Consider the following 22275-nt stretch of genomic DNA (forward strand, 5'->3'; position numbering starts at 1 on the left):
ATCTTTTTGTGAACCGGAAAGTGAGCTTCCCACAAAAAACAGGCCCCGTCTTTTTGCAAAGACGAGACCCGTTTAATAAACAAGCGGTTAAAATGTTGTCACGGCAGCTATTTAGCCCAGCTCAACTACCACTTGGTGCACTGCACCGTCGCCAACAGGAGCGATGATGTTTCCTTCTACAGCGGCGCCGTCGAGAGTGAGGCTGGCTACGCCTTTAGAGACATGGTTAGGGTTCTTAATAGTGATTACATAAGTATCTCCACGGAAGACGCGGGTAATTTCGAATCCGTCCCACTCAGCAGGGATACAAGGATCTACTTTCAGACCGGCGAAATCAGCCTGGATACCGAGAATGGATTGGGTAATGGCTACATAGTTCCAGGCAGCGGTACCCGTCAGCCAGGAGTTTTTCGCTTCCCCGTGGCGTACGGCATCTTTACCAGCGATCATTTGCGAGTACACATAAGGTTCCATCCGGTGAACTTCGCTGATGTCTTCCAGGTAAGCCGGAGCGATTTTCTTATAGATATCGAATGCTCTGTCTCCGTGTCCCAGTACCGTTTCAGCAATCATGATCCATGGGTTGTTGTGGCAGAAAATACCGGCATTTTCTTTGTAGCCCGGCGGATACGTAGAAATTTCACCCAGGTTCAGGTAGTACTTGGAGTATGGCGGCTGCTGCAGCACGATACCATAATCTGTGTCCAGACGTTCCTCAACGGAAGTCAAAGCTTTGGCCGCTTGACCGTCTTCCACGCCGATACCGGCCATTACGCAAATGCCTTGCGGTTCGATGAAGATTTGGCCTTCTTCGTTTTCTTTGCTGCCGATCTTGTCGCCGTAGTGGTCGTAAGCGCGCAGGAACCAGTCACCGTCGAAGCCATGGGTCAGCGTGATTTCACGCATGTTGTCGATCTTGGCTACGGCATCCGCAGCAACATCGTTAAGTCCGCGCATGCGGCAAATTTCCGCATAGTCCGGTCCAACAAAGACGAACAGACCGGCGATGAAGACGGATTCCGCTACACGGCCTTCGATGTTGGCAGTCGTCTGGAACGATTCGCCTGGCTCGGTAGAGAAGCAGTTAAGATTCAGGCAGTCATTCCAGTCCGCGCGGCCGATCAGCGGCAGGCCATGAGGTCCGAGATTGTTGGTGACATGCTCGAAGGAGCGTTTCAAGTGCTCGAACAGGGTAGCAGTGTTGTCCGGGTTGCTGTCGAAAGGAACCTGCTCATCCAGAATGGAAGTGTCGCCGGTTTCCTTAATGTAGGCAGCCGTTCCCAGGATCAGCCAAAGCGGATCATCGTTAAAGCCTGTGCCGACTTCGTTGTTGCCTTTTTTGGTGAGCGGCTGGTACTGGTGATACGCGCTGCCGTCTTCGAACTGGGTAGCGGCGATATCCAGAATACGCTCTTTGGCGCGCTCAGGAATTTGGTGTACAAATCCGAGCAAGTCCTGGTTGGAATCGCGGAAGCCCATACCGCGGCCAATCCCGGATTCGAAGTAGGAAGCGGAGCGGGACATGTTGAAGGTAACCATACATTGATATGGGTTCCAGATGTTAACCATACGGTTCAACTTGTCGTCGCCGCTTGTGATCTGATATTTGGACAGCAGGTTATCCCAGTGTGCAGCCAGAACAGCCAGAGCAGCATCTACTTGAGCGTCTGTAGCGAATTGCTCGATGACAGCCTGCGCCGGTTTTTTATTGATGACATTCAGGGATTCCCATTTCTCATCTTCCGGGTTCTCGATATAGCCGAGTACGAAGATGAAGCTTTGCTCTTCGCCTGGTTCCAGCGTGATTTCCAGTGCATGAGAGCCGATTGGCGACCAGCCGCTGGCTACGGAGTTGGTTGCTTCCCCGGCAGCTACTGCTTGTGGAGCATCCAGACCATTATACATACCCACGAAGGATTCGCGGTCAGTATCAAAGCCGGCGATTTCTTTATTTACAGAATAGAAGGCATAGTGGTTTCTGCGCTCACGGTATTCTGTTTTGTGATAGATTACGGAATCCTTGACTTCAACCTCACCAGTGCTCAGATTACGCTGGAAGTTGGTCATATCATCCTGGGCATTCCACAGACAGAACTCGGCAAAAGAGAACAGCTTCACCGATTTCTTAGCAGATCCGGTGTTCTTCACAACAAGGCGGTGAACTTCGGCATTGTGGCCCATCGGTACAAAAGCGAGCTGGTTCACAGAAATACCGTTGCGTTCGCCGGTGATGGAAGTATAGCCAAGACCGTGGCGGCACTCGTAGAAATCGAGGTCGCGTTTGACCGGCATCCAGCCCGGGGTCCAGAAATCGCCGTCGTCATACAGATAGTAGTAGCGTCCGCCTGTATCCAGCGGAATATTGTTATACCGGTAGCGGGTCAATCTTCTCATCCGGGCATCGCGATAGAAGGTGTAACCACCGGCAGTATTGGAGATAAGGCCGAAAAATTGCTCGTTACCGAGGTAGTTGATCCATGGATAAGGTGTTTTAGGGGTGTTGATTACGTACTCTTTACGGGTGTCGTCAAAAGTTCCGAATTTCATAAGAGGAAAGTCTCCTTTCAATTGTGAACGCGCGTTTATAGAGCTGAGAAAAAATTCCCTCGGGGCAAAGGGATTTTCCTGCATAACATTATAATAAATGATTGCCACTCCTTAAAGAAATGCTGGTACATCCAGCGAAATGGTATACGCTGGACGGATGATGCAGCATTCTTGCAGGAAGCCTTACTTCTTCGGCGGGAGGCAGGAGTCTCTTTCGACCAGCCTGGCCGGGAAGCTGATGGTGCTAAAGGTCGGCTGAACGGAATCGCACAGCTCGATCACTTTCTCGACAGCAGCCTTGGACATTTCGTAAATCGGCAGACGTACGGAGGTCAGCTTGGGATGAATGCGCGAGGCAAGCTGCACATCATCGAATCCGGCAATGGACATATCCTCAGGCACGGATACTCCGTGTTCGGAGAACGCTTCCATCGCTGAGATAGCCATGTCATCATTGGACGAGAAGAAGGCTGTCGGCAATGGTCTGCCGGACTCCAGCAGCTTCTTGACCTCTTCGTAGGCCTTCTCCTTCAGGAAATCACCCTGCAGGATGAAGTTCTCATTGAGCTGCAATCCATGCCGCTTCAACGTATCCTCGTATGCCATATAGCGTTCCCGTCCGGAGTACGTGTTCATTCGTCCGCAGATCATGCCAATTTCTTTATGGCCAAGGCCGATCAAGTACTCGATGGCTTCGACAGTGCCCTCATAGTCCTTGGAGTTCACAATGGCCAGATGATTGCGGTCCAGATGCTCCGACATAATCTCCGAAATATCATAATCGATCAGCACTAGCGGGGATTCAAGTCCAACCATTTCCCGTACGATATCAATATCCTTCTGGGTGCCGACGATAATGCCGCCGTCAATCCGTTTCTGCAGGAAAGCCTGCTTAACCTTCAGGAAATCGTCAGGAGAGTATACGGTATGAATCAGCACATAACAGCCGCGGGCATTCGACGTGTCGACTACGGCATCGACGAAAGGCGCGAAGTAATTGTTCTGATAGATCCGGGTTGCATTCTCCTTCTCGTTCATGCTGATGGCGAAAAGGCCGATCGTATCGGTCTTCTTGCCGGCCAGAGCCCGGGCAAAGCTGTTTGGCTCGTATTGATGCTGTTCAATAACCTTCAGCACCTTGGCCCGGGTCTCTTCAGGGACATTGGAATAGTTGTTGATCACGCGGGATACCGTACTACGGGATACCCCGGCGAGCTTAGCAATATCTTCGCTGCGCATAATGCCCCCTTTAAATAAACGCGCGTTTATGAGTTCATTGTAAAATAAATCGCTACAGAAATCAATCACCCGGTTAAAGAATTTTGCCTTGCTCATAATTTATCCATTCCGTGATTTCTTCACACACTCTATTAACAATCAGGTGTTAAATTGAAGATATCCCCAGCTTGTATGTAGTATATACGTTCATGAACTCTTGACTCTGCCAGCTGCTGGCAGGGTCGTTTTTTAAAATATATGAATTTATATGCTTCACTCTATAAATTATCCTTCCATTTCAGCTTGTTTATAGCTTTGCAAATCGACGTAAGATATCTATGCAATTTAGAAGTTTGTATAAGATTGCCGCAGAGAAAGTGCATTGAAAGCTGATGAAGACGTGCTACTATTGTCATTAGGATTATTGAGAATGATAATCAATCACAATGATGTATAGGAGTGAAGAAATCAATGGCAAGTTGGGGTCGAAAATGTATTTGGACAGCTGTACTTGTACTGTCAATGTCCGCTTTGGCGGCTTGCGGCACGAATAATAATGCTGCCGGAGGAAAAAACGTTCAAACAGAGAATGCGGCGAATCCAACCGCAGCAAGCAATACATCCACCGATGCAGGCACCGATACTTCAGCCGATAATGGCACACGGACTGTCGTCGGGGAATTCGGAGAGGTTGAAATCCCCGTTAGTCCTAAGCGGGTGGCAGGGATCTATGTGGAGGATTATCTGAAGGCGTTAGGCGTTACCCCGGTCGTGCAATGGTATCATCCCAGCTGGGGCAAGCAGGATTATTTGAATCTGGATGTGCCGGAATACGATATTACCGGGAGCATTGAGGCATTGTTGGAAAAAAATCCGGACTTAATCATTGCCGACGGAGGAGCAGATGCAGCAAAATACGAACAATATTCCAAGGTAGCGCCAACCTACCGTCTGCCGGAGAAAGTGCTGCAGGATTCAAGACAAATGCTCACAGCTATCGCTGAGGTGCTGGGCATTCCGGAAAAGGGCGAAGCTGTACTTGCGGAGTATGACCAGAAGGTGGCGGATGGAAAGGCCAAGCTGCAGCAGGCGTTAGGGCAGGAGAAGGTAGCTGTAATCCGGCTTAACGTTGCCGAGAAAACCTTTGCGCTATTTGGTGTCAAAAACCGCTTTACGGGTGTGATTTATGATCAATTCGGTCTGACACCCGTCCCTATGGCTGCGGAGATGACTGAATTTCAGTCCATTATTTCCGAAGAAGTGATACCAGATCTTGAGGCGGATCATATCATTGTATTCCCTGACAACGGAGGATGGGATACTGCGGAGAATGAGGAAGCAATCAAAATTCTGGGTGGCCCGTTGTGGAAGAACCTGCCTGCGGTGAAGAACGGGAATATTTACAGAATGGAACGCTCTCACTGGCAGTCCGGCGCGATTACAGCCAATTCGATGAAGCTGGATGATCTGCTGAAAGCAATGGTGAAATAAAACGCCAGGCAAACTGATAGACTAACCCCCATAAAAGAAACCGCGGCAGCCATGGACGAGAAATAAAGTCCTGGACTGCCGCTTTTTTTATTGAACTGACGTTCCCGCTAGCGATACTTCTTACTCACTAAAAACTCAACAATCGGTAATGTAATCATTGCTAATCCTAATACCCCTAATAAAAAGATGTTCATTGTTTCATTTACGATTTCATCAGCAACTAAAGCTCCAAGTATAAAAAAAAGAAGAAGAAAGTAACTTATTTTCGAGCTTCTCTCCGTAATCTTTTTTCCTAACTCGTCATCCTCAAATATACCATCTTTGTCTGCCTTAGTTCCCCAGGTGATCATAGGAAAAAACATCATTAATAGCGTTGCGATTGTTATTATTTCGTTAAATCCAACGTCTTTTCCAACCATGACCTTATAGATGGTAAAAACTACCACAATTAGAGTGGCTGCCCCTACTGCGATTGCACCTATTTTTCGGGTGTTCATTCCTCTTCTCTCCCTTCATGTAAGAATAACTTATCGATTCTAACTCCTAAATGTTTGGCAATATCAAAGGCTAATTGCAAGCTTGGGTCATATTTGTTGTTTTCAATGGCATTTATGGTCTGTCTGCTTACATTGCATAAATCTGCTAACTTGCCTTGTGATATATCTTTTTGCTCTCGAAACTTTTTGATATGATTTTGCATTAAATTCCACCTTCTTCGTTAGATGGGTGTAAAAAAGTTTTTACATGTAGATTTTAAAATAACATGGTTAAAGTATCAAACATCTTTTACACCTTTGAACAGCATGGTTGATAGGCTTTCATTTTTGTTTTACACTAAGGAAATGAAAATGATTCTCAATTAGGGGGCGGGAGAATGGCAGAACAGCTCAGTGAAAGCACTGAAAAAAAGCTGTTATACAGCTTGACTAACATAGAAGCAATAGCCCAATCCCCTGCGGGAAACGGACAAATGGCTGTGTTTCAGGAGCACACATTAATCATAGTATCGGAAGGGCAGGGCTGGCTCGAAGCGGAGGAAAGACGTTATCCTTTAGACAAAGGCGCAGGCTTTCTGATTGAGGCTGGATCTATGAACAGAATTCAGGCCGGAGAGCGGGGGCTTAGCTTTTACCGGCTTGCCTTTGAGGTTATCGGCACTGGGGATGGCAGACACCGCGGAAAGGAGAAATTGCCCGGGAATGCCATGCTCCAGCCGGGTCTCTTAAGCTGCAGACCTTTTTCACAATGTGCACTGCTGCTGGATTCCATTTATCATAGCCGCAGGAGCCCCGATGACATCGAATGGTTCGCGGGTCATACCCGTTTTCAGGAGCTGCTGCTGCTGATCATGCGAGCCAATTCCCCGGCAGTTCAGACAAAGAATGATCATGAGGCGGTACAACGTTCCATTCACTATATGCAGGAGCATTACAGTGAACCGGTATCCGTCGATCAATTGGCAGAGATTGCAGGCATTGGGCGCGCGCGTTACACACAGCTTTTTAAAGAGATTACCGGCAGGATTCCCTTGGAGCATTTGAACGGCCTCCGTATCGAACGGGCGCAGCAGCAGCTGCTTCTGACCAAGGACCGGCTGCATGATATCGCACTGACTGCCGGCTATAGCAATGAGTATTATTTTAACCGGCGTTTCAAGGGAGCGGTAGGTGTTACACCCGGTCAATACAGGAGCCTTCATCAGGATGGGGTCCGTGTATTCGCGCCTTTTCTGGAGGATTATCTGCTGGCTTTGGGCATTACTCCGGTGGCTCAATATTGTCATGCCCAGTGGGGCAAGCAGGAGTACCTGGGTCTGGAGCAGGTGCCAACGTTTGATATTTCCCGCGGAGATTGGTCGGAGCTTTCCCGTTACACGCCCGAGCTGATTATGCTGGATGACGGCTTTCAGCGCTGGCATTTAGGTGAGTGCCGCCGGATTGCTCCGCTGTTCAGACTTCCGTTTCACCAGGAAGACTGGCGTGCAACACTGCGCTCTGCAGCTGCTGTCTTCGGCAGAACGGAACATGTGCAGGAGGTCATCGGCCATTATGAGCAGCAGGCCCAGCAGGCGAAGCGGATCCTCAGCCGCAGCGTCCGGGGACAGACGGTAGCGTTACTCCGAATTTCTTCCTGCGGAGTTGCTCTCTATGGATGTGAGGGTCTGGGATATACAGCAAGCGTATTGCATGAGGATCTCGGGCTCCAGCGGCATCCGTTGGTCCGGCAGCTCACCCGGGGACAGAAGCGTGTGAGCCTAACAAGTGAAGAGTTGTCAGGCCTGACGGCGGATCATTTGTTCATTACTTTTGACCGGCAGGAAGGTGAAGGCCGGGAGCTGCTGGATACTCCGCTGTGGAGAAGCCTGCCCGCTGTGCGCAACCGCAACGTGTACGAGGTGGATTTTATGGCCTGGATGAATTATGGTGTGCTTTCGCATCAGAGGAAGATCGAGGATGTGCTGCGGGTACTGGCGTAAACAGCCGGTTACCTATGTGGGATAGGTTCATGAATGATTTGACTCTGCCGGATGCGGCGGGGTCTTTTTTTATATCTAATTTTGATTGAATCTAGGCCATAGAAGATAGTTTCACCACTATTTAATAAAAGTAAAATGTATTTTATTACTGATTCACTTATCTATTACATTTATTCTTTGGAAGAATAGAATACTATATCTAGTTCTAGGAGGTGATTCTTATGTCGATTCTCTTACCTCAGCAGTTTTACTCTCTGGCTACCAATGTTGGTAAATCTTATTTTGAAAACTTGAACAATGGAGCAAATGCTACAATTACCGTTAATAACAACGGTCCGTTTCCGATCCTTCTTGTAGTTACACGTGTCAATGCTCCTGTTATCACTTATGAAATACCTCCAGTCAATAGCCTCACGCTGGAAGTTGCTTTGCTGTTGGCAGCGGCTCTCCAGACCACAGCTGCTGGTCCTGCTACGGGTTCAATTCAAATTGCTACTGCTGATTTCTAGTTTTAAAAAAGACAATAGATAGATTTGAATGTAGAGCATATGTATCATAACCCGCCGGGCTTGTCCTGACGGGTTTGTTTTTGTTTATTCTTTGACGTATATTGGCACATTTTGTATGCTTATTGAACAATTAGGGGGAGGGAGCAAAATAAACGAATCAGAAAATATGAGGAGTCTTTGCGATGTTATTTAGAAGTTGTATGAGCTGATCAATAGTGAACGAGAACCATACAAGCACTAGGCAAAATCTATTACATACACATAGTCAAATCATTTTGAAACAAAGGAGTATTCGTAATGAGAAATATAGTAAAGCGAATGCTAATTATCATGTGTTTGATTTTGGCCTCAACTGGCACAGGTAGTTATGTGCATGCCGACATGAATCAGACAATCAAAGTAATGGTGAATGGTCAGCTTTTAAATATGAACCAGCCAGCCGTTTATAAAAATGGCCGGGTAATGGTACCTATGCGTGCTGTCAGTGAGGCTTTAAATGCTACTATTAAATTCCAGTCTGCGAAGAAGCCGATTGTGATCAAAAGCGGTTCCTTCGAGGTTTCTTTTACTTTGGGGCAAAAAACGGCCTATACGAACGGGAAGAAGCTTGCTCTTGAGGTTCCGCCGCAGAACATCAATAATACCATGATGGTGCCCATTCAGTTAATTTCCAAAGGAATGAATACAGATGTGGTATGGAAAGATGTCTGGAAGACCGTAGCTATCGAATCGAAGCATGCGGCTAGTGAGGTAGTTACAACGCAAGCTGAAGCATTACAAAAAGCTAAGGGCTTTATAGATGGAGACAACAGCACAGCAAAAATCAAGGGGCAGGAGCTTCTAAGATACTATAGCGTTAATCTGGACGGTTACAATAACGGTGTGTACCTTGTTGATAAGTACAACGGTGAAGTGCTTTATTATTCTATTTCTGATGGAGCTTTTCAAAGTATATCTCGAAGAAATGCCCTTGAAGTTTTGGAAGCAAAGATGGGATCTCAGTCACAGGAACTAACTATTGACGACAAGGATGAGATTAAAATCATCAACGAGAACAAATACTACGCTTTTAATGTTGAAATAGGAGATGAAAAATATTTTAACTCTTATGTTGTTACCACTATGTATGTCAGTGTAGATGGAGAAACTTTCCTCATGTTGAATAAAGACCATCAAGTTGTTGGTTTCTCTGACAAAGCTTTCTCAGAAAGTATGGATGCTGTTTCTTTGAGAGTAAAAGCTTTAGAAGTTCTTGATAAAAAAGTTAGATCCCTTCTTGGAAATGAACCTAATCTCATGGATGATGGTGAGATTAAAACGATCAATAAGCAAAATTACTATGTTATCGAAGTGTGTTTTGTAGGGGCAAATAATCCCTATTATTATGTGACTACTGCGTATGTAAGCGCGGATGCTAAAAGCATCTATATGCTGACGAAGGACAATAAGGTTGTTCTGTTCTCGGACAAATTGTTTGTTCAATATATAAATGATGCTCTAGAGGGATAAACGCCATTCTTGAATGGATATTTGATGTTCAGCGTATCCGTCTTGGTTTTGTATGGTTGACCCAATGATATGATAACCCGCCGGGCTTTTTTGAGCTGGCGGGTTTTCTTCGCTTCAGACGTGTATTCCAGGATATTTTGTACCCTCCGTACAATTTTAAAGTATATCTGTGACACGTGCGACTTCTCTGATAGATAGACCGCGTTCATCTACAATTATTTTTAGCTTGGTTTCAACATAGGACAACCCTCATGCGCTGGGAGCGCCTTGGACTTGCTGTGGCACTCGCGTATGGCAGGAATGGTATTGAGGTATTGCCGCCTGAAAGACCTATTTCGTAGTAAATAAGTAGTATACGGTAACTCTATTTCGGATTTATAATTAATGCATTGAATGAAAATAATGTCAGGCGGTGTTGTGTGTTGTCATGGGAGCCAATTCTATTCATGTTCTTTTCGACTATTGAGCTCATGTCTATTTATTATTTGATTATGTCGCTCTTTAGATTCAAGTGGAAACATCATGCTTGGCAAGCCTTGTTTGTTACTTTAATTATAAATTTGCAGAGCTATTTGTTGAGGAATGAGCTTGATATGAGCAATATCGCACCTTTGATATTGATAGTAATATTCATATTGTTCTTTGCTGCAGTTGTTAGGATGCCCCTCATACTGTCCGTTATTGCAACTATATCAGGATATGCTATTTTTGCAGTCATACAAACTGTTATTGTACTTATCTTATTCGGTTCAATAGGAGCAATAGAAGGGAATAAAAGCAATGGATACATATTACAAGTACTCACCTCCGCAGTTATTTGCTCTTTTTTTTGGCACTACTACAGAAAAGGAAAAGGCTTTACTTTTGACATAGAGAAACTTCGTTTTAAATTAGAAGATATTTTTTTAACGACGATCATCATAATTTTCTTAATTGGAATCTCAATTCTTTTATATTACAACGAAATTTATTTGAATATATTGTTCTTTTTAATGATCTCAATTTTCTTCATCTATTACTCTACCGGGAAGGAAAAAGAAAATGATTGATCGTATATCTGAGAGGATAGCCTACAACATAAAAAAAGTTGTTCCTGATCACCCCGCATCGCAAGCGGTTCTAAAGTATGCATTAGAGGTTGTGCTAAATGTTGTTTTTATCATCGTCATTACACTTGCTATATCTTTGCTCACAGGTAATTTTTCTGAAGCTTTAACGATATTAGTTTCTTTTGCATTACTACGGCAATCGTCGGGCGGTGTTCACCTTAAGTCGGGTGTAGCATGTGTCATATTTACTACGACGTTGTTTACTGTGCTATCGTTTATTAACGTAAATTTATTAGTTGTACAGGTTATGAATGCAATCAGTTTTTTGATCATCTTGTGGTTAGCGCCTATTGGGATTGAAAAGCAGACTAGAATTCCCAAGCGTCACTATCCGAAGCTTAAAATAATCGGTCTGGTCTTGGTTGCTACAAATGTCATAATTTGTTCATCTGCTATAGCCGTGAGTTATTTTGCTCAATCTCTAAGTCTATTAATTGCCAGAAAGGAGGTGAAGTAAAAATGTTGAAAAAAGCGAATGTTCGAATCGTGTCTGGTTTGGCGACATGCTTATCGATGGTAGCGTTATTCATTGCAAATACAAACAGTGCGTTGTATGTGCATCAACCTGAGGTTCCAGAAGAACTACTTAAATAATACTGGAGTGATCCGTTTGAGTATCATATCCGTGAATCAAGACCCAAAAGGCATTACCGGGAGTCGAGCAAAAGTGTTTCCTTTCTGAAAAAGGATACAAAGAAGTCAGTAAAAATATTAACTTAACAACTGCAATAATCAATTTCATTGAGTTGCCTTTATGATCATCAAGAGCATCAGACTTATAAAAACAACCACTCTGACATGAGTGGTTGTTTTTATAGGCGAAAAATTCCGTCCCCAATGCGAGTGGGGGATAGAAAAAGAAAAACTCCTTATAAAATAAGGAGTTTTACGTAGTGATGCAGTATAGGACGGATGGGGTTCGAACCCATGACCCCTACCCTGTCAAGATAGTGCTCTCCCGCTGAGCTACCGTCCTGCAACGAAATTTATAATACCACAGGATGTGAGGGGATGGCAATGTTTTTTTCGCGGGATATGAATTTACTCACTTACAACTTGCTCCATAGTCTCTATGCTCGGATTAAAATAACTTATGCGTAGGGAGTAATTCCATGGCGACCATTTTCAATGAACAGAACATCTCTTTTAAACAAAGGCAGTCTCCGGTTCCGGAATTTGCTTGGCACACCAGCGAGAAGCTGGCGGGGATGGTAGGATCGAAGCATTTGATTTTTGATATCCGGTCATTGGACCCGGGCAAGTACTCGTATCCGTATCACTTTCATAGAAATGCTGAAGAGCTGTTTGTGATTTTGACGGGCAGTGCTATGTTAAGAACTCCCGACGGGTTACAGGAAGTCCATGAGGGGGATACGATATTTTTCGAAACCGGTCCATCAGGTGCGCATCAGCTGTTTAATCATACAGAGACGCCTTGCCGCTATCTCGATTTACGGACGAATAACGGCTTGGATGTTGCGGAATACCCTGACTCCGGGAAAATCAATATTTTGCCGTATGAGGAGCTGTATGAAACGGAGAATAGGGTGGACTATTATAAAGGTGAACATTTGACCCGGGAGATATGGGCGCAATTGAACGCTCAGGGCAAGGGTGAGGAGAAGCGGGGAGAAGACGGTGGTGAGTGATTCTTTTCCCGACGGACTTATGAATGCTTCTATTATATAATGGATGAAGCTGTTGGGAAAAATATCAAGGGATTCTATACATAGTTTAAACCAGAGATAATAGGAACGTCACATCCGGTAATCCACCAAAACTCTATCGGTTTTGCCGTCTAAGGAGATGTTTGTGAATGAAAGTTACTATACACGAGACGGGAATAAAGGAAGAAAATCTAACCTACGTCGTTATTATCGTTAGGCATAATAAGCAGTGGATATTAGCTCGGCAGCGTGGACAGACCACATGGGAATTTGCAGGTGGACATATTGACGAGAATGAAACGTCTGATGAAGCAGCGGCAAGAGAACTGTATGAAGAGACAGGAGCGGAAGACTATACGTTATTTCCAATAAGTATTTATTCGGTTACCGGAGAGTCAATGCCGGATAGTTTCGGAAAGCTCTACCTGGCCACCGTTAATAAGTTCGGACAATTGCCGGCTTATGAAATGGAAGAAATATGCGGGTTCACGGAGGTACCGGAAGAGTTAACCTATCCGATGATCTATCCTGCGTTGCTGTCCAAAGTCAATGAATTTGCTGAGCAGTGCAATATTCAATTATAAAGATCATGGGAGGTCAATAACATGGCTATGCCAACTCATATTGTGGCTGTCGGCGGGATCGTGGAGAATGAGCAGGGAGAAGTGCTTTTGGTCAAAACATTTCATGGTGGCTGGGTGTTCCCCGGGGGCAAGTGGAGGCCGGAGAGAATCTGATGGATGCGCTCATCCGGGAGATCCAGGAAGAAAGCGGAATAGATACCGAGGTCTCTCACCTGATCGGAGTGTATTCGAATACGGGAATGTACAAATGGCATGACGGCATCACCGATGTTCCGACGAAAGTAATGCTGGATTATGTATGTAAGCCGGTGGGCGGAGAACTTGCCGTTTCAGAGGAAACGTCGGAAAGCTGCTGGGTGGCTAAGGAGCTTGTGTTGGATAAGATCACAAGCCCGGCGATCCGCACGCGTTATCAGGCTTATTTGGATTTTGCAGGGACAGTATCCTACATGGCCTATGAGACCAAACCGGAGTTTGCCGTCTCGCTGAAACGGAAGATATAGAACCAGCATAGAAATCCTATTATTCTTCACTTCGATGGCTGCAGCTAGCCTTCTTTTCTCGTTCAGGGTCAGATGTCGCTAAAGCGCTGTCTTCGTTTCTTGTTAAGGCTATAGATCAGGAAATCCAGAAGAAGGCCTGCGGCAAGAAAGGTTAGGAGGGGCAGCCACAATGAACATCTGCGCATAAACAAACACCTCGCTTCGACTATTTACTATTAGACAACCTAAGGGGAAATTCAAATGACAGTCGAATACGGAAAGCTCACCTTTTTGGAAATTAAAGAAAAAGCAGCGGAAGGTTATCTGGCAATTATTCCGACGGGCTGTACGGAGCAGCAGGGTCCACACTCCACCGTTGATTTTGATACATGGCTGGCCACAGAACTGTCCATTGAAGCAGCGCAGCAGGCCAAGCTGAGATATGGAGTCAAGTCCCTGGTGATACCGACAATTCCTTTTGGACCTACGCCGGAGCACCGCAGCTTTGGATACGGCTTTATCGATATTCCGCAGAAGCTTTATGAAGATGTAATATACGCTGTTCTGACTTCCCTGGTGGACCAAGGCTTTAGACAGCTGGTTATTTTTCGCGGCTGCGGCGGTCACTTGCTGGGCAATGTGGCAGTAAGGTTCAATCAGGAATATGAGGGGAAAGCCAAGGTCGATATTCCCCACCATCCGTTTCATGAGATCTGGTGCAGGCATGCTGATCCCGACATTCCGGGTGGTCATGCAGACAGCTTCACTACTTCGCTGGGACTTTATAAACATCCTGAGGATATTAGGGAAGCGCAGATCTTTAATCCTGGCAGCAGTGAACCGGAATGGGATGATCCCAATCTGGATTTTGGCAAATACTCCACAACAGGCGTTATAGGTGACCCAACCCATGCCAGTAGGGATCTTGGCGAGAAGCTGTGGAACGGCTCCGTTGAAGCCATTGCAGCAATGCTGCAGGAAATTGCTCTAGCTCAGTAAAAGTTGCACAAAAGTGTGTCCGCAGCAGTCGTGTTTATGACTGTTCGGGCACTTTTTTTATTCTGACGCTGTGGGGACACGTAACGCGCAGGCTTGATCAATGATGAACATCCGTTTTAAGGGATAGCAAGCACGGACAAAGGTTTAAGTATGGAACATGTTAAGCTAAAATGGATCGTAATGATTCAGTGAGAAGAGGTTGTGTATGCTTAATGAGAATAGTAAAGCCAAAACGCTCGGCGATTATCTGAAATCGCGCCGAAACCGGCTTCAGCCGGAACAGGCAGGGCTTAAAGCATCCTATAGCCTACGAAGAACGCCGGGACTCCGAAGGGAAGAGGTTGCTATGCTGGCAGGTGTCAGTGCAACTTATTATACCTGGCTGGAGCAGGGCAGAGAAGTAACCGCGTCCAGAGATATCATCGAGAACATCGGGAGGGCGCTGCAGCTGACGCCGGATGAGCAGCAACATCTGTTCGAGCTTTGGAATCCACATGAGCGTGCAGCTGTTTCTTCTATTAGTACAACGCTTAATCCGCAGTGGAGGGAAATCATCGGGCAGCTGCCCTATCCGTCTTTCATCAGCAATGAAAGATCCGAGGTTCTTGCCTGGAATGAAGAGGCAGCGAAGATGCTGATTGATTTTGACGCAATACCTGATGCTGAACGGTTGATGATCCGGCTGCTGTTTCTGAATTCCGGGCTTCGCCGCCGTATGATCAATTGGGAAGAGTTCACTCTGCATTCAGTTGCCGTGTTCAGAACCTACTATGATAAGCATCCGGAAGATCCATGGTTTCAGGATATCGTCGAGCAGTTGTGTGTGGAGAGCAGGGAGTTTGCGGACATATGGAAGCTGCACAACATCCAGCTCAAAACTGTAAACCGGGTTTACATCCAAACTCCTGCTGGTGATGACAAGACGGTTGCCTACGACATTCATTCCTTTGCAAGTCCAACCGATCATCCCGATCTGCATGTGTGCGTGTATACACCGGTTAAGGATTGACAGCCTGGTAATGATCTTACTAGCATAAACGTACTGTGGTTGCTTTTGTTCGGGCTGATTAGAATAAAGTGCATGTTCATTTACTTTAATCTATGGAAAAGAGGAACCACACATGTTGACAAGAAAACTGGGAAACGAAGGGCTGGAAGTGTCAGCTCTGGGCCTCGGCACCATGATGATGCCGGACAATGAAGAATCGGTAGATACGATCCGGGGATCGCTGGAGCTGGGTGTGACACTTTTTGATACAGCAGATCTTTATGGTGAGGAATACCTGCTGGGGCGTTTCGGAGGTAATGAGAAGCTGCTGGGGCGGGCGCTTAAAGGGCGCAGGGATAAGGCTGCAATTGCGACCAAATTCGGGGTGACGCATACTCACAAAAACCTTGAAGTCGTCTCCCTGATTGAAGCGATGGCCGTACAAAAAGGCTGCACGACTTCACAGTTTGCCCAAATCGAAAACATCTCACCGAAGGGGGCAGCAGCCGGCGGGCGGTTTCCCAGCCAGAATTAACCTGGATAACCGGTAGAATTAGAGAAAGCATGAGGAATACAGTGGTCTTTTGCGGTACAGCCGTTTTTTTCTACAGCCTTACGATATCAACCGGGCTATAGAAAAATCGGTTTTTTTGGAGAGACGGTACCAGTTATTGTGTTCCTGCATTGATAGTTTCAATGAATTCATAATCATAGTAGAACTGAGCCGCCGCCTCTGCTCCGAAATCGTTGTAAATGACCAGCCTCTTGTCGGGTAAATTCCAGTAATACCGCTGAAAATTGGCATCATTGCTATACTGCCCTACACCGTAGATGCCCGCGTATTTCTCCGACAGCTTCCGGACGAGTGCTGCTCTGGCCTCTTGATCCTGTATATAATAGATGTAACCGGCGCCGCCTAACTTGTGGTTCTGCTGTTCCGGGAACAAATAGTACACCCAAGCATCGTCAAATTCCGGTGACGGATATTTATATTGCAGAATCTTTAGAGCACCATCACCGAACTCTTTAAAATCCAACGTTTCGCTTTCCCTCACCTCGGTAATGCTCATTCCCCAGTCGGCGCTACGAAAGGAATGCTTCATTAGAAAAGAAGAAGAAGGCAGAAAAAGCAATATACATAATATTGGAACTAGAGTTAGAGTTTTTCTCATAGTTTCACCTTTAAATAGAATTGAATTCATCCCGAATATAAGCGGAACTTACAGGCGGAGGCTGCCTCCTACATAATAAACTCATCCTCCGCCATATGGCCAGCAGGTATTATAAGGATTAGTTACTTAGCATCTGGCTCTCCAGCCGGGCTGTTTCCTCTTCAATCCGTACAGTATCAATGCGTTCGAAGAGCAGCTTCAGTTCATTGATGGTCTGTCCTGCCGGAACAGAGGACTGCTGCCATCCAGCCTCATCAAGGGACAAGAAGGTACGGAGCTCATCACAGGAAAAAGGAATGAACGGATTCAGCAGATTAGCCAGATTAGCAATGATCTGTACGCAGGTGTAGAGGGTATCTCCGCAGGCATTGCGGTCTTCCTTGATCTGCAGCCAGGGTTTCTGTTCATCAAAGTATTTATTGGCTTGGCGAATATAACCAAAGATAAACTCCAGACCCTCCTTAAAACGCCCGGATTCGATCAGTCTGCCGGCTTCGGCGTATAAGGTGTCGAAGTTCGCTCTCCACTTAGGTTCCAGTATTCCGTCCGGCACACAACCCCCGAAGGCTTTATTTATGAAGGCCAGGCTGCGGTTTACAAAATTGCCGAAGGCGCCGAGCAGCTCGCCATTATGGCTGTGGATGAACTCCCTCCAGGAGAAGTCGGTATCACGTTTCTCGGGGCCGTTCGCAATCAGGAAGTACCGGATTGAATCCGGCTGATAGCGGCTGAGAATATCCGGTACCCAGACCGCCCAGTTGCGGCTGGTAGAGAATTTCTGCCCTTCCAGCGTCATGTATTCACAGGCAAACAGACGGTCAGGCAAATGCAGTCCGCCCACTCCCAATAGTATACCCGGCCAAATCAGACTATGAAAAGGCACGTTGTCTTTCCCATGCACATAATAAGCGGTTGTCTTGCCGTCCTCATCGACGCTCTCACGATTCTCCAGCCAGAAATCCTCCCAACGGTTTCCTGTCTCTGCGGCCCACTGCTTGCTGGCGGACAGATAGCCGCTGACCGCTTCGATCCATACATAGATTTTTTTGCCGGTAAATCCGTCTGCCGGCACATCCACCCCCCAATCGAGATCACGGGTAGCCGCGCGGTCTTGAAGTCCCTCTTGCAGATAACGCTGAGTCAACCGGACGGCATTATCCCTCCAGCCCCGAGATGATTCCGCATAGTCTGCCAGTTCCTTTTGAAAGCTCGAAAGTGAAAGATAGTAATGCTCTGTAGGCCGCAGCACCGGAGGGGTTCCGCAGATTTTACAGGATCTGTCCAGCAGATCGGACGGGTCAAGCAGGGTGGAGCAGTAATCGCACTGATCGCCGCGTGCCTGCTGCCCGCAGACCGGACACGTTCCCTCCACGTACCGGTCGGGTAGAAACCGTTGATCCTGCTCGCAGTAGCACTGGAGCGTTGTCTTTTTGTACAGGTGCCCGTTGTCCAGAAGTTTAAGAAACAGCTCACGAACGACCGTGTGGTGGGTTTCCTGATCTGTCCGCGTGTATAAATCGTAAGTAAAACCAAGCTTGCCGAAGCACTCCACAAATTCCTCATGATAGCGGTCGGCGAATTCGCCCGGCGTTACGCCCTCTTTGGCTGCCTGGACAGCAACCGGTGTTCCATGGCAATCGCTGCCGGACACATACAGCACCTGATCACCTTTAGCCCGGTGGTAGCGGGCCAGAATGTCACCGGGCAGAATGCTTGCCAGTCTTCCCAGATGCAGAGAGCCATTGGCGTAAGGCCACGCCCCTCCGATAAAGATATTGGACATTTTATCTCCTCCTAAAGTTTTGTGAGCGTTACTCCCAGATTGTCCTTCGAACAAAACTCGCTTCGAAAGCATATGCTCAAGTTTTGTGAGCGTTACTCCCAGATTGTCCTTCGAACAAAACTTGCTTCGGAAGCATATGCTCAAGTTTTGTGAGCGTAACTCCCGGATTTCCCATCGAACAAAACTCGCTCCGGGAGCATTTTTGGGCAACAAAAAAGACTCCCGTCCCCAAAAGGGACGAGAGCCTGTGCTCACGTGTTACCACCCAACTTCATCAATGCCTTGCGGCATTCACCTCTTCAGGTACGTCCGCTGTTCGCGGGTATACCCTAGCACGATAACGGATGCGGGTTCCGGCGCAGCCTACAACCCTCATGGAGGGGTTCGATGCGCAGCTCAGAGACCATATTCCCTTGGATTTTCTTTGCTCCTTTTCAGCGGCTGGAGCTCTCTGTGAAAGATTGGCCAAGGTACTCTTTCTCTTCTTAGCTTTTGTGGTTATCCTAATTAATGGTTATCTTACGGGAGGAACGCGGTAAAAGTCAAGCGTTTAATGTGGTTTTTGAATCTGGATTCACAAAGACCGCTAATCAGTTTAATAACCTCACGAATCGTCAAAGCTGTGTAGAGCAGAAGACGATAGGAGGGAAAGAGATGCGCAGAATTAAGATATGGGAAGCGGTAGTGTGTTTAATGCTGCTCCTGACGGCAGTTGGATGTGCTTCGTCCTATCAGGCGCCGAGTGTTGTGGAGATCCAGAGCATGACTGGCTTGGATGGAAAGCCTGAAGGTTTAGACAGCCCTTTATCGCCTGTATTGGAGGATGTATACGACCGCTCGATTTCCACTGAGGTCTATTCGGTCGAATAATGGCGCTCTTCACAGAGTAATGAAAATTCTGTATAATGGGTCAACTATCGTTTTTATATAAAGAGAGGAGACCTGTGGAAGTATGGCGGCGGAAATCGTACATGTAACGACAGATGAACAGCTCCAGATGGGACTGGACATCCGCAAAAAGGTATTTGTTGAAGAGCAAAAGGTACCGGAAGAAGAGGAAATTGATGAGTATGATGTAATCGGCGACAATGTGCATCATATCTTGCTGATGGATGAGGGTCTCCCGGTAGCTACCGGAAGATTGATTTATTATAAAGCAGGCACTGCGAAAATGCAGCGTATCGCAGTCGACAAAGACTACCGCAGCAAGGGATACGGGCGTATCCTGCTGTTGGCGCTGGAGGAGCTTGCCCGTGAGCTGGGCCTCGAATCATCCATCCTTGATGGACAATGCCAGGCGGAAGCCTTTTATAACAAACTGGGGTATGAAGTGATCTCTCCAGAGCCATTCTATGATGCGGGTATTTTGCATGTGAGAATGCAGAAAACGCTGTAAACCTCAAAGTACATATTCTTTCGTTAGCGGGGCAAGCTAGAGTTGAGCCTAATGGCCAATCCAAGCGCGAAGGAGTAGATCCTAAGTGATGAACAATGAACGCGAACGGTTTACAGCGGCCCAAAGAAACGGTGACGGTGATCTGATGAAGTTCCAGACCTCTTCAGGACGAGTACTGGACTACCAGCAGGCGCTGCAGGAGGTTCAAGCGGGAAGTATAGCCGGAGTGAATGTGTTCAAAGGCAGAGATGGCGAACTATACATCCGTGGCGATGCGGATGGCGATCCCACGAATAATCTGGATCAGCTGCCGCAGTTCTAAAACCGCATAGATAAGAACAGCCGGACAGGCAGTGTCAGTTGACACTGCCCATCCGGCTTTTTTTGCAGCTTCAAGGTTATAAACTGCGGTTAATAAAGATACGGGAAACTGAACCTCAAAGCTCATATATCTCATGCTGAACAAGAAACTCCATTTCTCCGGTCATCCCCTCAAATTCAGGCTTCCGGTCGCTGTAGTGCATTAAATAGATTAGCTTGCGTACATCATCAGGCAAAGACATCAGTTCCCGGAGTGTAGTATGAACCTGACCCGATCCGCTGAGCTCACAGTCGTGAAAAATCTTCCGGACGCCATGCTTGCGGACAAGCTTGATCAGCAGCTCAGGCTGGAAGGTCATATCGGCGCTGTAAAAGATATCGTCATTCAGCAGCAGCGAGTAGCTGTCCCGGCCGCGAATATGCGGGGTGCGAATCAATTGCAGTGTAATTTCCGGGGAAAGGGTATAAGACTCACCTGGACGCAGCGCAGTTACATTGAACATTTCTTCGAGGGAATCTGCACGGCCTTCCTTTGAGTGAGCGCTCTTGCGGATGTGATCCCACAGCGGTTTGACCAGTGTCTCCGACAACAGCAGCCGCATTTTCCGATTATTATCCTGCATCAACTCTAGTGCCAGCTCTTCCAGTCCGCCGACATGATCATTATGGATATGTGTGATTAGTGTCGCGTTCACCTCACGGAACGATCTCCCTAATTGATGCATGGCGAGCGGGGCTGTAGCACCACAGTCTATGAGAAGCGAGAAGTTGCCATCCAGCAGCAGCCCGTTGTTATTATAGTAGTTATTGGAAAAAGCATCACCCGTACCTATCATTTGCAGTTGTATAGTCATACCGAAAATCCTCCAGTTCTAATTGTTGCCAACACAGGTTAACGTTTTATTTTCAATATAGTAACATTTTGATGACAGAAATGAAATTTTCATCTCACTTCGGCGCAACTTGTGTCACCCTTGGCAGTATATATTAACAGCATGAATTATTTGGAGGGTCTCTGCTTATGAGGTGGAAAAAAGTTGCTCTGTGCGTAGTTGTATTTTCCCTGATGGGAAGTTCATTATTGTTCGCGGACGCTGTAAATCAGAAAATCAGGGTATGGAGCAATGGGAAAGAAATGGCCGATGGCGGCTATTTGATTGATGGCAAGGCTTATATCCCGGCCAGGGAAGCTGGAGGCGTCGTGAACTGGGACGGTTCAGGCAAAGTGACCATTCTTAAGCCGAATGTACAGATTATTCTGTATAAGGGCGATGATGTATTTGGTAACGTGAATATCGGAAAACTCAAATTTAAGGTGTTGTCACAGGTGGACAGCTTGACAGATAGCATCGCAGCAGTAAAAGTAGCCATTACCGATCCATCGGGAAATGTGAAGGACATTCAGTCGCAGGAGCTGGGCGGTTCGAAAAAAGAAGATTTCTGGTTCTCCACCTCGGAGTTCACCTATGATTTTAAAGAGTCCGGGAAGTACCGTGTGGGCTTCTATATTAAAGCCTCCAAGAATGTAGATTACGTACTTGTGTCAGAGAAGGTAATCACTGCACTAGATTAGGTATTTTGCACCTCCCTCAAATTGACCTGAACTTATCATACGTGTTACGATACCAAATGTAGGATAATTCAATTCAAAGTGAGGTATTTCAATGAGCGATCACAAACATGAGCATGGCCATGAACATGGTGAAGCATGCGGTTGCGGACATGATCACGACCATGAGCACGAGGAGTTTGTGCTGACCTTGACGAACGAGCAGGGCGAAGATGTAGAAATGGTGCTGGTAGAAACGTTCGATGTGGGCGAGAAATTATACGCGCTGTTGCTGGAGCGCGAAAACCCTGAAGCGGATGGCATCATTCTGCGTATGGAAGAAGAAGATGAAGAAATGGTGCTTTACAACATTGAAGATGAAGCTGAATGGAAAGCCGTTGAAGAAGCTTACAACGAGCTGCTTGCCCAGCAAGAATAGATTTCAGTGTAGCACAGCCTGAGGTTGCATGGATTC

At 46.6% G+C, this 22275-nt stretch carries 25 protein-coding genes, 1 tRNA gene, 1 pseudogene and 1 other annotated feature; of the genes and pseudogenes, 19 read left to right on the forward strand and 8 right to left on the reverse strand.

Features of this window, described 5'->3' with window-relative positions; all coding sequences use genetic code 11:
- Window positions 1-111 precede the first annotated feature (111 nt).
- Complete coding sequence (locus ACAN56_RS06855; protein ID WP_379141535.1) at window positions 112-2547, reverse strand: glycoside hydrolase family 94 protein; 2436 nt, start codon at window positions 2545-2547, stop codon at window positions 112-114.
- Between the two features lie 183 nt (window positions 2548-2730).
- Window positions 2731-3786 (reverse strand): LacI family DNA-binding transcriptional regulator, encoded by a 1056-nt coding sequence (locus ACAN56_RS06860; RefSeq protein WP_379141537.1) that lies wholly within the window; start codon window positions 3784-3786, stop codon window positions 2731-2733.
- 450 nt (window positions 3787-4236) lie between these two features.
- Here ACAN56_RS06860 and ACAN56_RS06865 point away from each other — a divergent pair, with 450 nt between their 5' ends.
- A complete protein-coding gene (locus ACAN56_RS06865; RefSeq protein ID WP_379141539.1) occupies window positions 4237-5256 on the forward strand; it encodes an ABC transporter substrate-binding protein in 1020 nt (339 codons plus the stop codon).
- 107 nt (window positions 5257-5363) lie between these two features.
- Here ACAN56_RS06865 and ACAN56_RS06870 read toward each other — a convergent pair whose 3' ends face one another.
- Both ACAN56_RS06870 and ACAN56_RS06875 read right to left on the reverse strand, forming a co-directional pair.
- Window positions 5364-5753 (reverse strand): hypothetical protein, encoded by a 390-nt coding sequence (locus tag ACAN56_RS06870; protein WP_379141541.1) that lies wholly within the window; start codon window positions 5751-5753, stop codon window positions 5364-5366.
- Complete coding sequence (locus ACAN56_RS06875) at window positions 5750-5956, reverse strand: helix-turn-helix transcriptional regulator (protein WP_340898857.1); 207 nt, start codon at window positions 5954-5956, stop codon at window positions 5750-5752. The genes ACAN56_RS06870 and ACAN56_RS06875 overlap by 4 nt, the downstream gene beginning before the upstream one ends.
- A 174-nt stretch (window positions 5957-6130) precedes the next feature.
- Here ACAN56_RS06875 and ACAN56_RS06880 point away from each other — a divergent pair, with 174 nt between their 5' ends.
- The 6 genes from ACAN56_RS06880 (at window position 6131) to ACAN56_RS06905 (ending at window position 11453) form a co-directional block, all read left to right on the forward strand.
- A complete protein-coding gene (locus tag ACAN56_RS06880; RefSeq protein ID WP_379141544.1) occupies window positions 6131-7732 on the forward strand; it encodes a helix-turn-helix domain-containing protein in 1602 nt (533 codons plus the stop codon).
- Between the two features lie 221 nt (window positions 7733-7953).
- On the forward strand, window positions 7954-8241 hold the full coding sequence (locus tag ACAN56_RS06885; protein ID WP_076112099.1) for a hypothetical protein: 288 nt from the start codon (window positions 7954-7956) through the stop codon (window positions 8239-8241).
- Window positions 8242-8538: 297 nt separating this feature from the next.
- Complete coding sequence (locus tag ACAN56_RS06890; protein ID WP_379141546.1) at window positions 8539-9750, forward strand: copper amine oxidase N-terminal domain-containing protein; 1212 nt, start codon at window positions 8539-8541, stop codon at window positions 9748-9750.
- Window positions 9751-10343: 593 nt separating this feature from the next.
- Window positions 10344-10799: a hypothetical protein gene (locus tag ACAN56_RS06895; RefSeq protein ID WP_379141548.1), complete on the forward strand. Its 456-nt coding sequence runs from the start codon at window positions 10344-10346 to the stop codon at window positions 10797-10799.
- On the forward strand, window positions 10792-11316 hold the full coding sequence (locus ACAN56_RS06900; protein WP_379141551.1) for an accessory gene regulator ArgB-like protein: 525 nt from the start codon (window positions 10792-10794) through the stop codon (window positions 11314-11316). Before ACAN56_RS06895 ends, ACAN56_RS06900 begins: the two co-directional genes overlap by 8 nt.
- 2 nt (window positions 11317-11318) lie before the next feature.
- Entirely contained in the window at window positions 11319-11453 is a 135-nt protein-coding gene (locus ACAN56_RS06905) for a cyclic lactone autoinducer peptide (RefSeq protein WP_081965804.1), read from the forward strand.
- Window positions 11454-11763: 310 nt separating this feature from the next.
- Here ACAN56_RS06905 and ACAN56_RS06910 read toward each other — a convergent pair.
- A tRNA-Val gene (locus ACAN56_RS06910) sits at window positions 11764-11835 on the reverse strand.
- Window positions 11836-11971: 136 nt separating this feature from the next.
- On the opposite strand from ACAN56_RS06910, the gene ACAN56_RS06915 reads away from it, so the two are divergent.
- The 7 genes and pseudogenes from ACAN56_RS06915 to ACAN56_RS06945 all read left to right on the forward strand — a co-directional run bounded on the left by ACAN56_RS06915 (window position 11972) and on the right by ACAN56_RS06945 (window position 16114).
- On the forward strand, window positions 11972-12508 hold the full coding sequence (locus ACAN56_RS06915) for a cupin domain-containing protein (protein ID WP_052092022.1): 537 nt from the start codon (window positions 11972-11974) through the stop codon (window positions 12506-12508).
- A 167-nt stretch (window positions 12509-12675) separates the two neighbouring features.
- Window positions 12676-13110, forward strand: a complete 435-nt coding sequence (locus ACAN56_RS06920) for an NUDIX hydrolase (protein ID WP_038590379.1) — start codon at window positions 12676-12678, stop codon at window positions 13108-13110.
- Between the two features lie 21 nt (window positions 13111-13131).
- Complete coding sequence (locus ACAN56_RS06925; protein ID WP_379141555.1) at window positions 13132-13263, forward strand: NUDIX domain-containing protein; 132 nt, start codon at window positions 13132-13134, stop codon at window positions 13261-13263.
- Window positions 13207-13613 (forward strand): annotated as a pseudogene (locus ACAN56_RS06930) (NUDIX domain-containing protein); the annotation flags it as partial. The gene ACAN56_RS06925 and the pseudogene ACAN56_RS06930, both read left to right, overlap by 57 nt.
- A 240-nt stretch (window positions 13614-13853) precedes the next feature.
- Window positions 13854-14591, forward strand: coding sequence for a creatininase family protein (locus ACAN56_RS06935; protein ID WP_038590386.1), 738 nt, complete (start codon window positions 13854-13856; stop codon window positions 14589-14591).
- Window positions 14592-14796: 205 nt separating this feature from the next.
- The gene (locus tag ACAN56_RS06940; protein WP_379141559.1) at window positions 14797-15600 is read left to right on the forward strand and encodes a helix-turn-helix transcriptional regulator; all 804 of its coding nucleotides are present in this window, start codon (window positions 14797-14799) and stop codon (window positions 15598-15600) included.
- A gap of 112 nt (window positions 15601-15712) precedes the next feature.
- Window positions 15713-16114, forward strand: coding sequence for an aldo/keto reductase (locus ACAN56_RS06945; protein WP_379141561.1), 402 nt, complete (start codon window positions 15713-15715; stop codon window positions 16112-16114).
- A 133-nt stretch (window positions 16115-16247) separates the two neighbouring features.
- On the opposite strand, the gene ACAN56_RS06950 is transcribed toward ACAN56_RS06945, so the two are convergent.
- Together ACAN56_RS06950 and metG are read right to left on the reverse strand one after the other, a co-directional pair.
- Window positions 16248-16649 carry a hypothetical protein gene (locus tag ACAN56_RS06950; protein WP_379141563.1) on the reverse strand — a complete coding sequence of 134 codons (402 nt, stop codon included), beginning with the start codon at window positions 16647-16649 and terminating at the stop codon, window positions 16248-16250.
- A 220-nt stretch (window positions 16650-16869) separates the two neighbouring features.
- On the reverse strand, window positions 16870-18534 hold the full coding sequence (gene metG, locus ACAN56_RS06955) for a methionine--tRNA ligase (protein ID WP_379141565.1): 1665 nt from the start codon (window positions 18532-18534) through the stop codon (window positions 16870-16872).
- Window positions 18535-18764: 230 nt separating this feature from the next.
- Window positions 18765-19030, reverse strand: a binding site (T-box leader).
- A 158-nt stretch (window positions 19031-19188) separates the two neighbouring features.
- On the opposite strand from metG, the gene ACAN56_RS06960 reads away from it, so the two are divergent.
- The 3 genes from ACAN56_RS06960 to ACAN56_RS06970 all read left to right on the forward strand — a co-directional run bounded on the left by ACAN56_RS06960 (window position 19189) and on the right by ACAN56_RS06970 (window position 20252).
- Window positions 19189-19404 (forward strand): hypothetical protein, encoded by a 216-nt coding sequence (locus ACAN56_RS06960; RefSeq protein ID WP_038590399.1) that lies wholly within the window; start codon window positions 19189-19191, stop codon window positions 19402-19404.
- A gap of 82 nt (window positions 19405-19486) precedes the next feature.
- Window positions 19487-19930 carry a GNAT family N-acetyltransferase gene (locus ACAN56_RS06965; RefSeq protein ID WP_341092376.1) on the forward strand — a complete coding sequence of 148 codons (444 nt, stop codon included), beginning with the start codon at window positions 19487-19489 and terminating at the stop codon, window positions 19928-19930.
- Between the two features lie 85 nt (window positions 19931-20015).
- Window positions 20016-20252 carry a DUF3892 domain-containing protein gene (locus tag ACAN56_RS06970; RefSeq protein WP_038590405.1) on the forward strand — a complete coding sequence of 79 codons (237 nt, stop codon included), beginning with the start codon at window positions 20016-20018 and terminating at the stop codon, window positions 20250-20252.
- A 115-nt stretch (window positions 20253-20367) separates the two neighbouring features.
- Here the strand turns inward: ACAN56_RS06970 and ACAN56_RS06975 are convergent, their stop codons facing one another.
- Window positions 20368-21105, reverse strand: a complete 738-nt coding sequence (locus tag ACAN56_RS06975) for an MBL fold metallo-hydrolase (RefSeq protein ID WP_379141569.1) — start codon at window positions 21103-21105, stop codon at window positions 20368-20370.
- Window positions 21106-21272: 167 nt separating this feature from the next.
- On the opposite strand from ACAN56_RS06975, the gene ACAN56_RS06980 reads away from it, so the two are divergent.
- Both ACAN56_RS06980 and ACAN56_RS06985 read left to right on the forward strand, forming a co-directional pair.
- A complete protein-coding gene (locus tag ACAN56_RS06980) occupies window positions 21273-21824 on the forward strand; it encodes a copper amine oxidase (protein WP_038590410.1) in 552 nt (183 codons plus the stop codon).
- Between the two features lie 91 nt (window positions 21825-21915).
- Window positions 21916-22239, forward strand: coding sequence for a DUF1292 domain-containing protein (locus ACAN56_RS06985; protein ID WP_019911532.1), 324 nt, complete (start codon window positions 21916-21918; stop codon window positions 22237-22239).
- The last annotated feature ends 36 nt before the right edge of the window (window positions 22240-22275 follow it).

Origin of the sequence: Paenibacillus paludis (assembly GCF_042610515.1) — a bacterium.
Taxonomy (GTDB): domain Bacteria; phylum Bacillota; class Bacilli; order Paenibacillales; family Paenibacillaceae; genus Paenibacillus_AQ.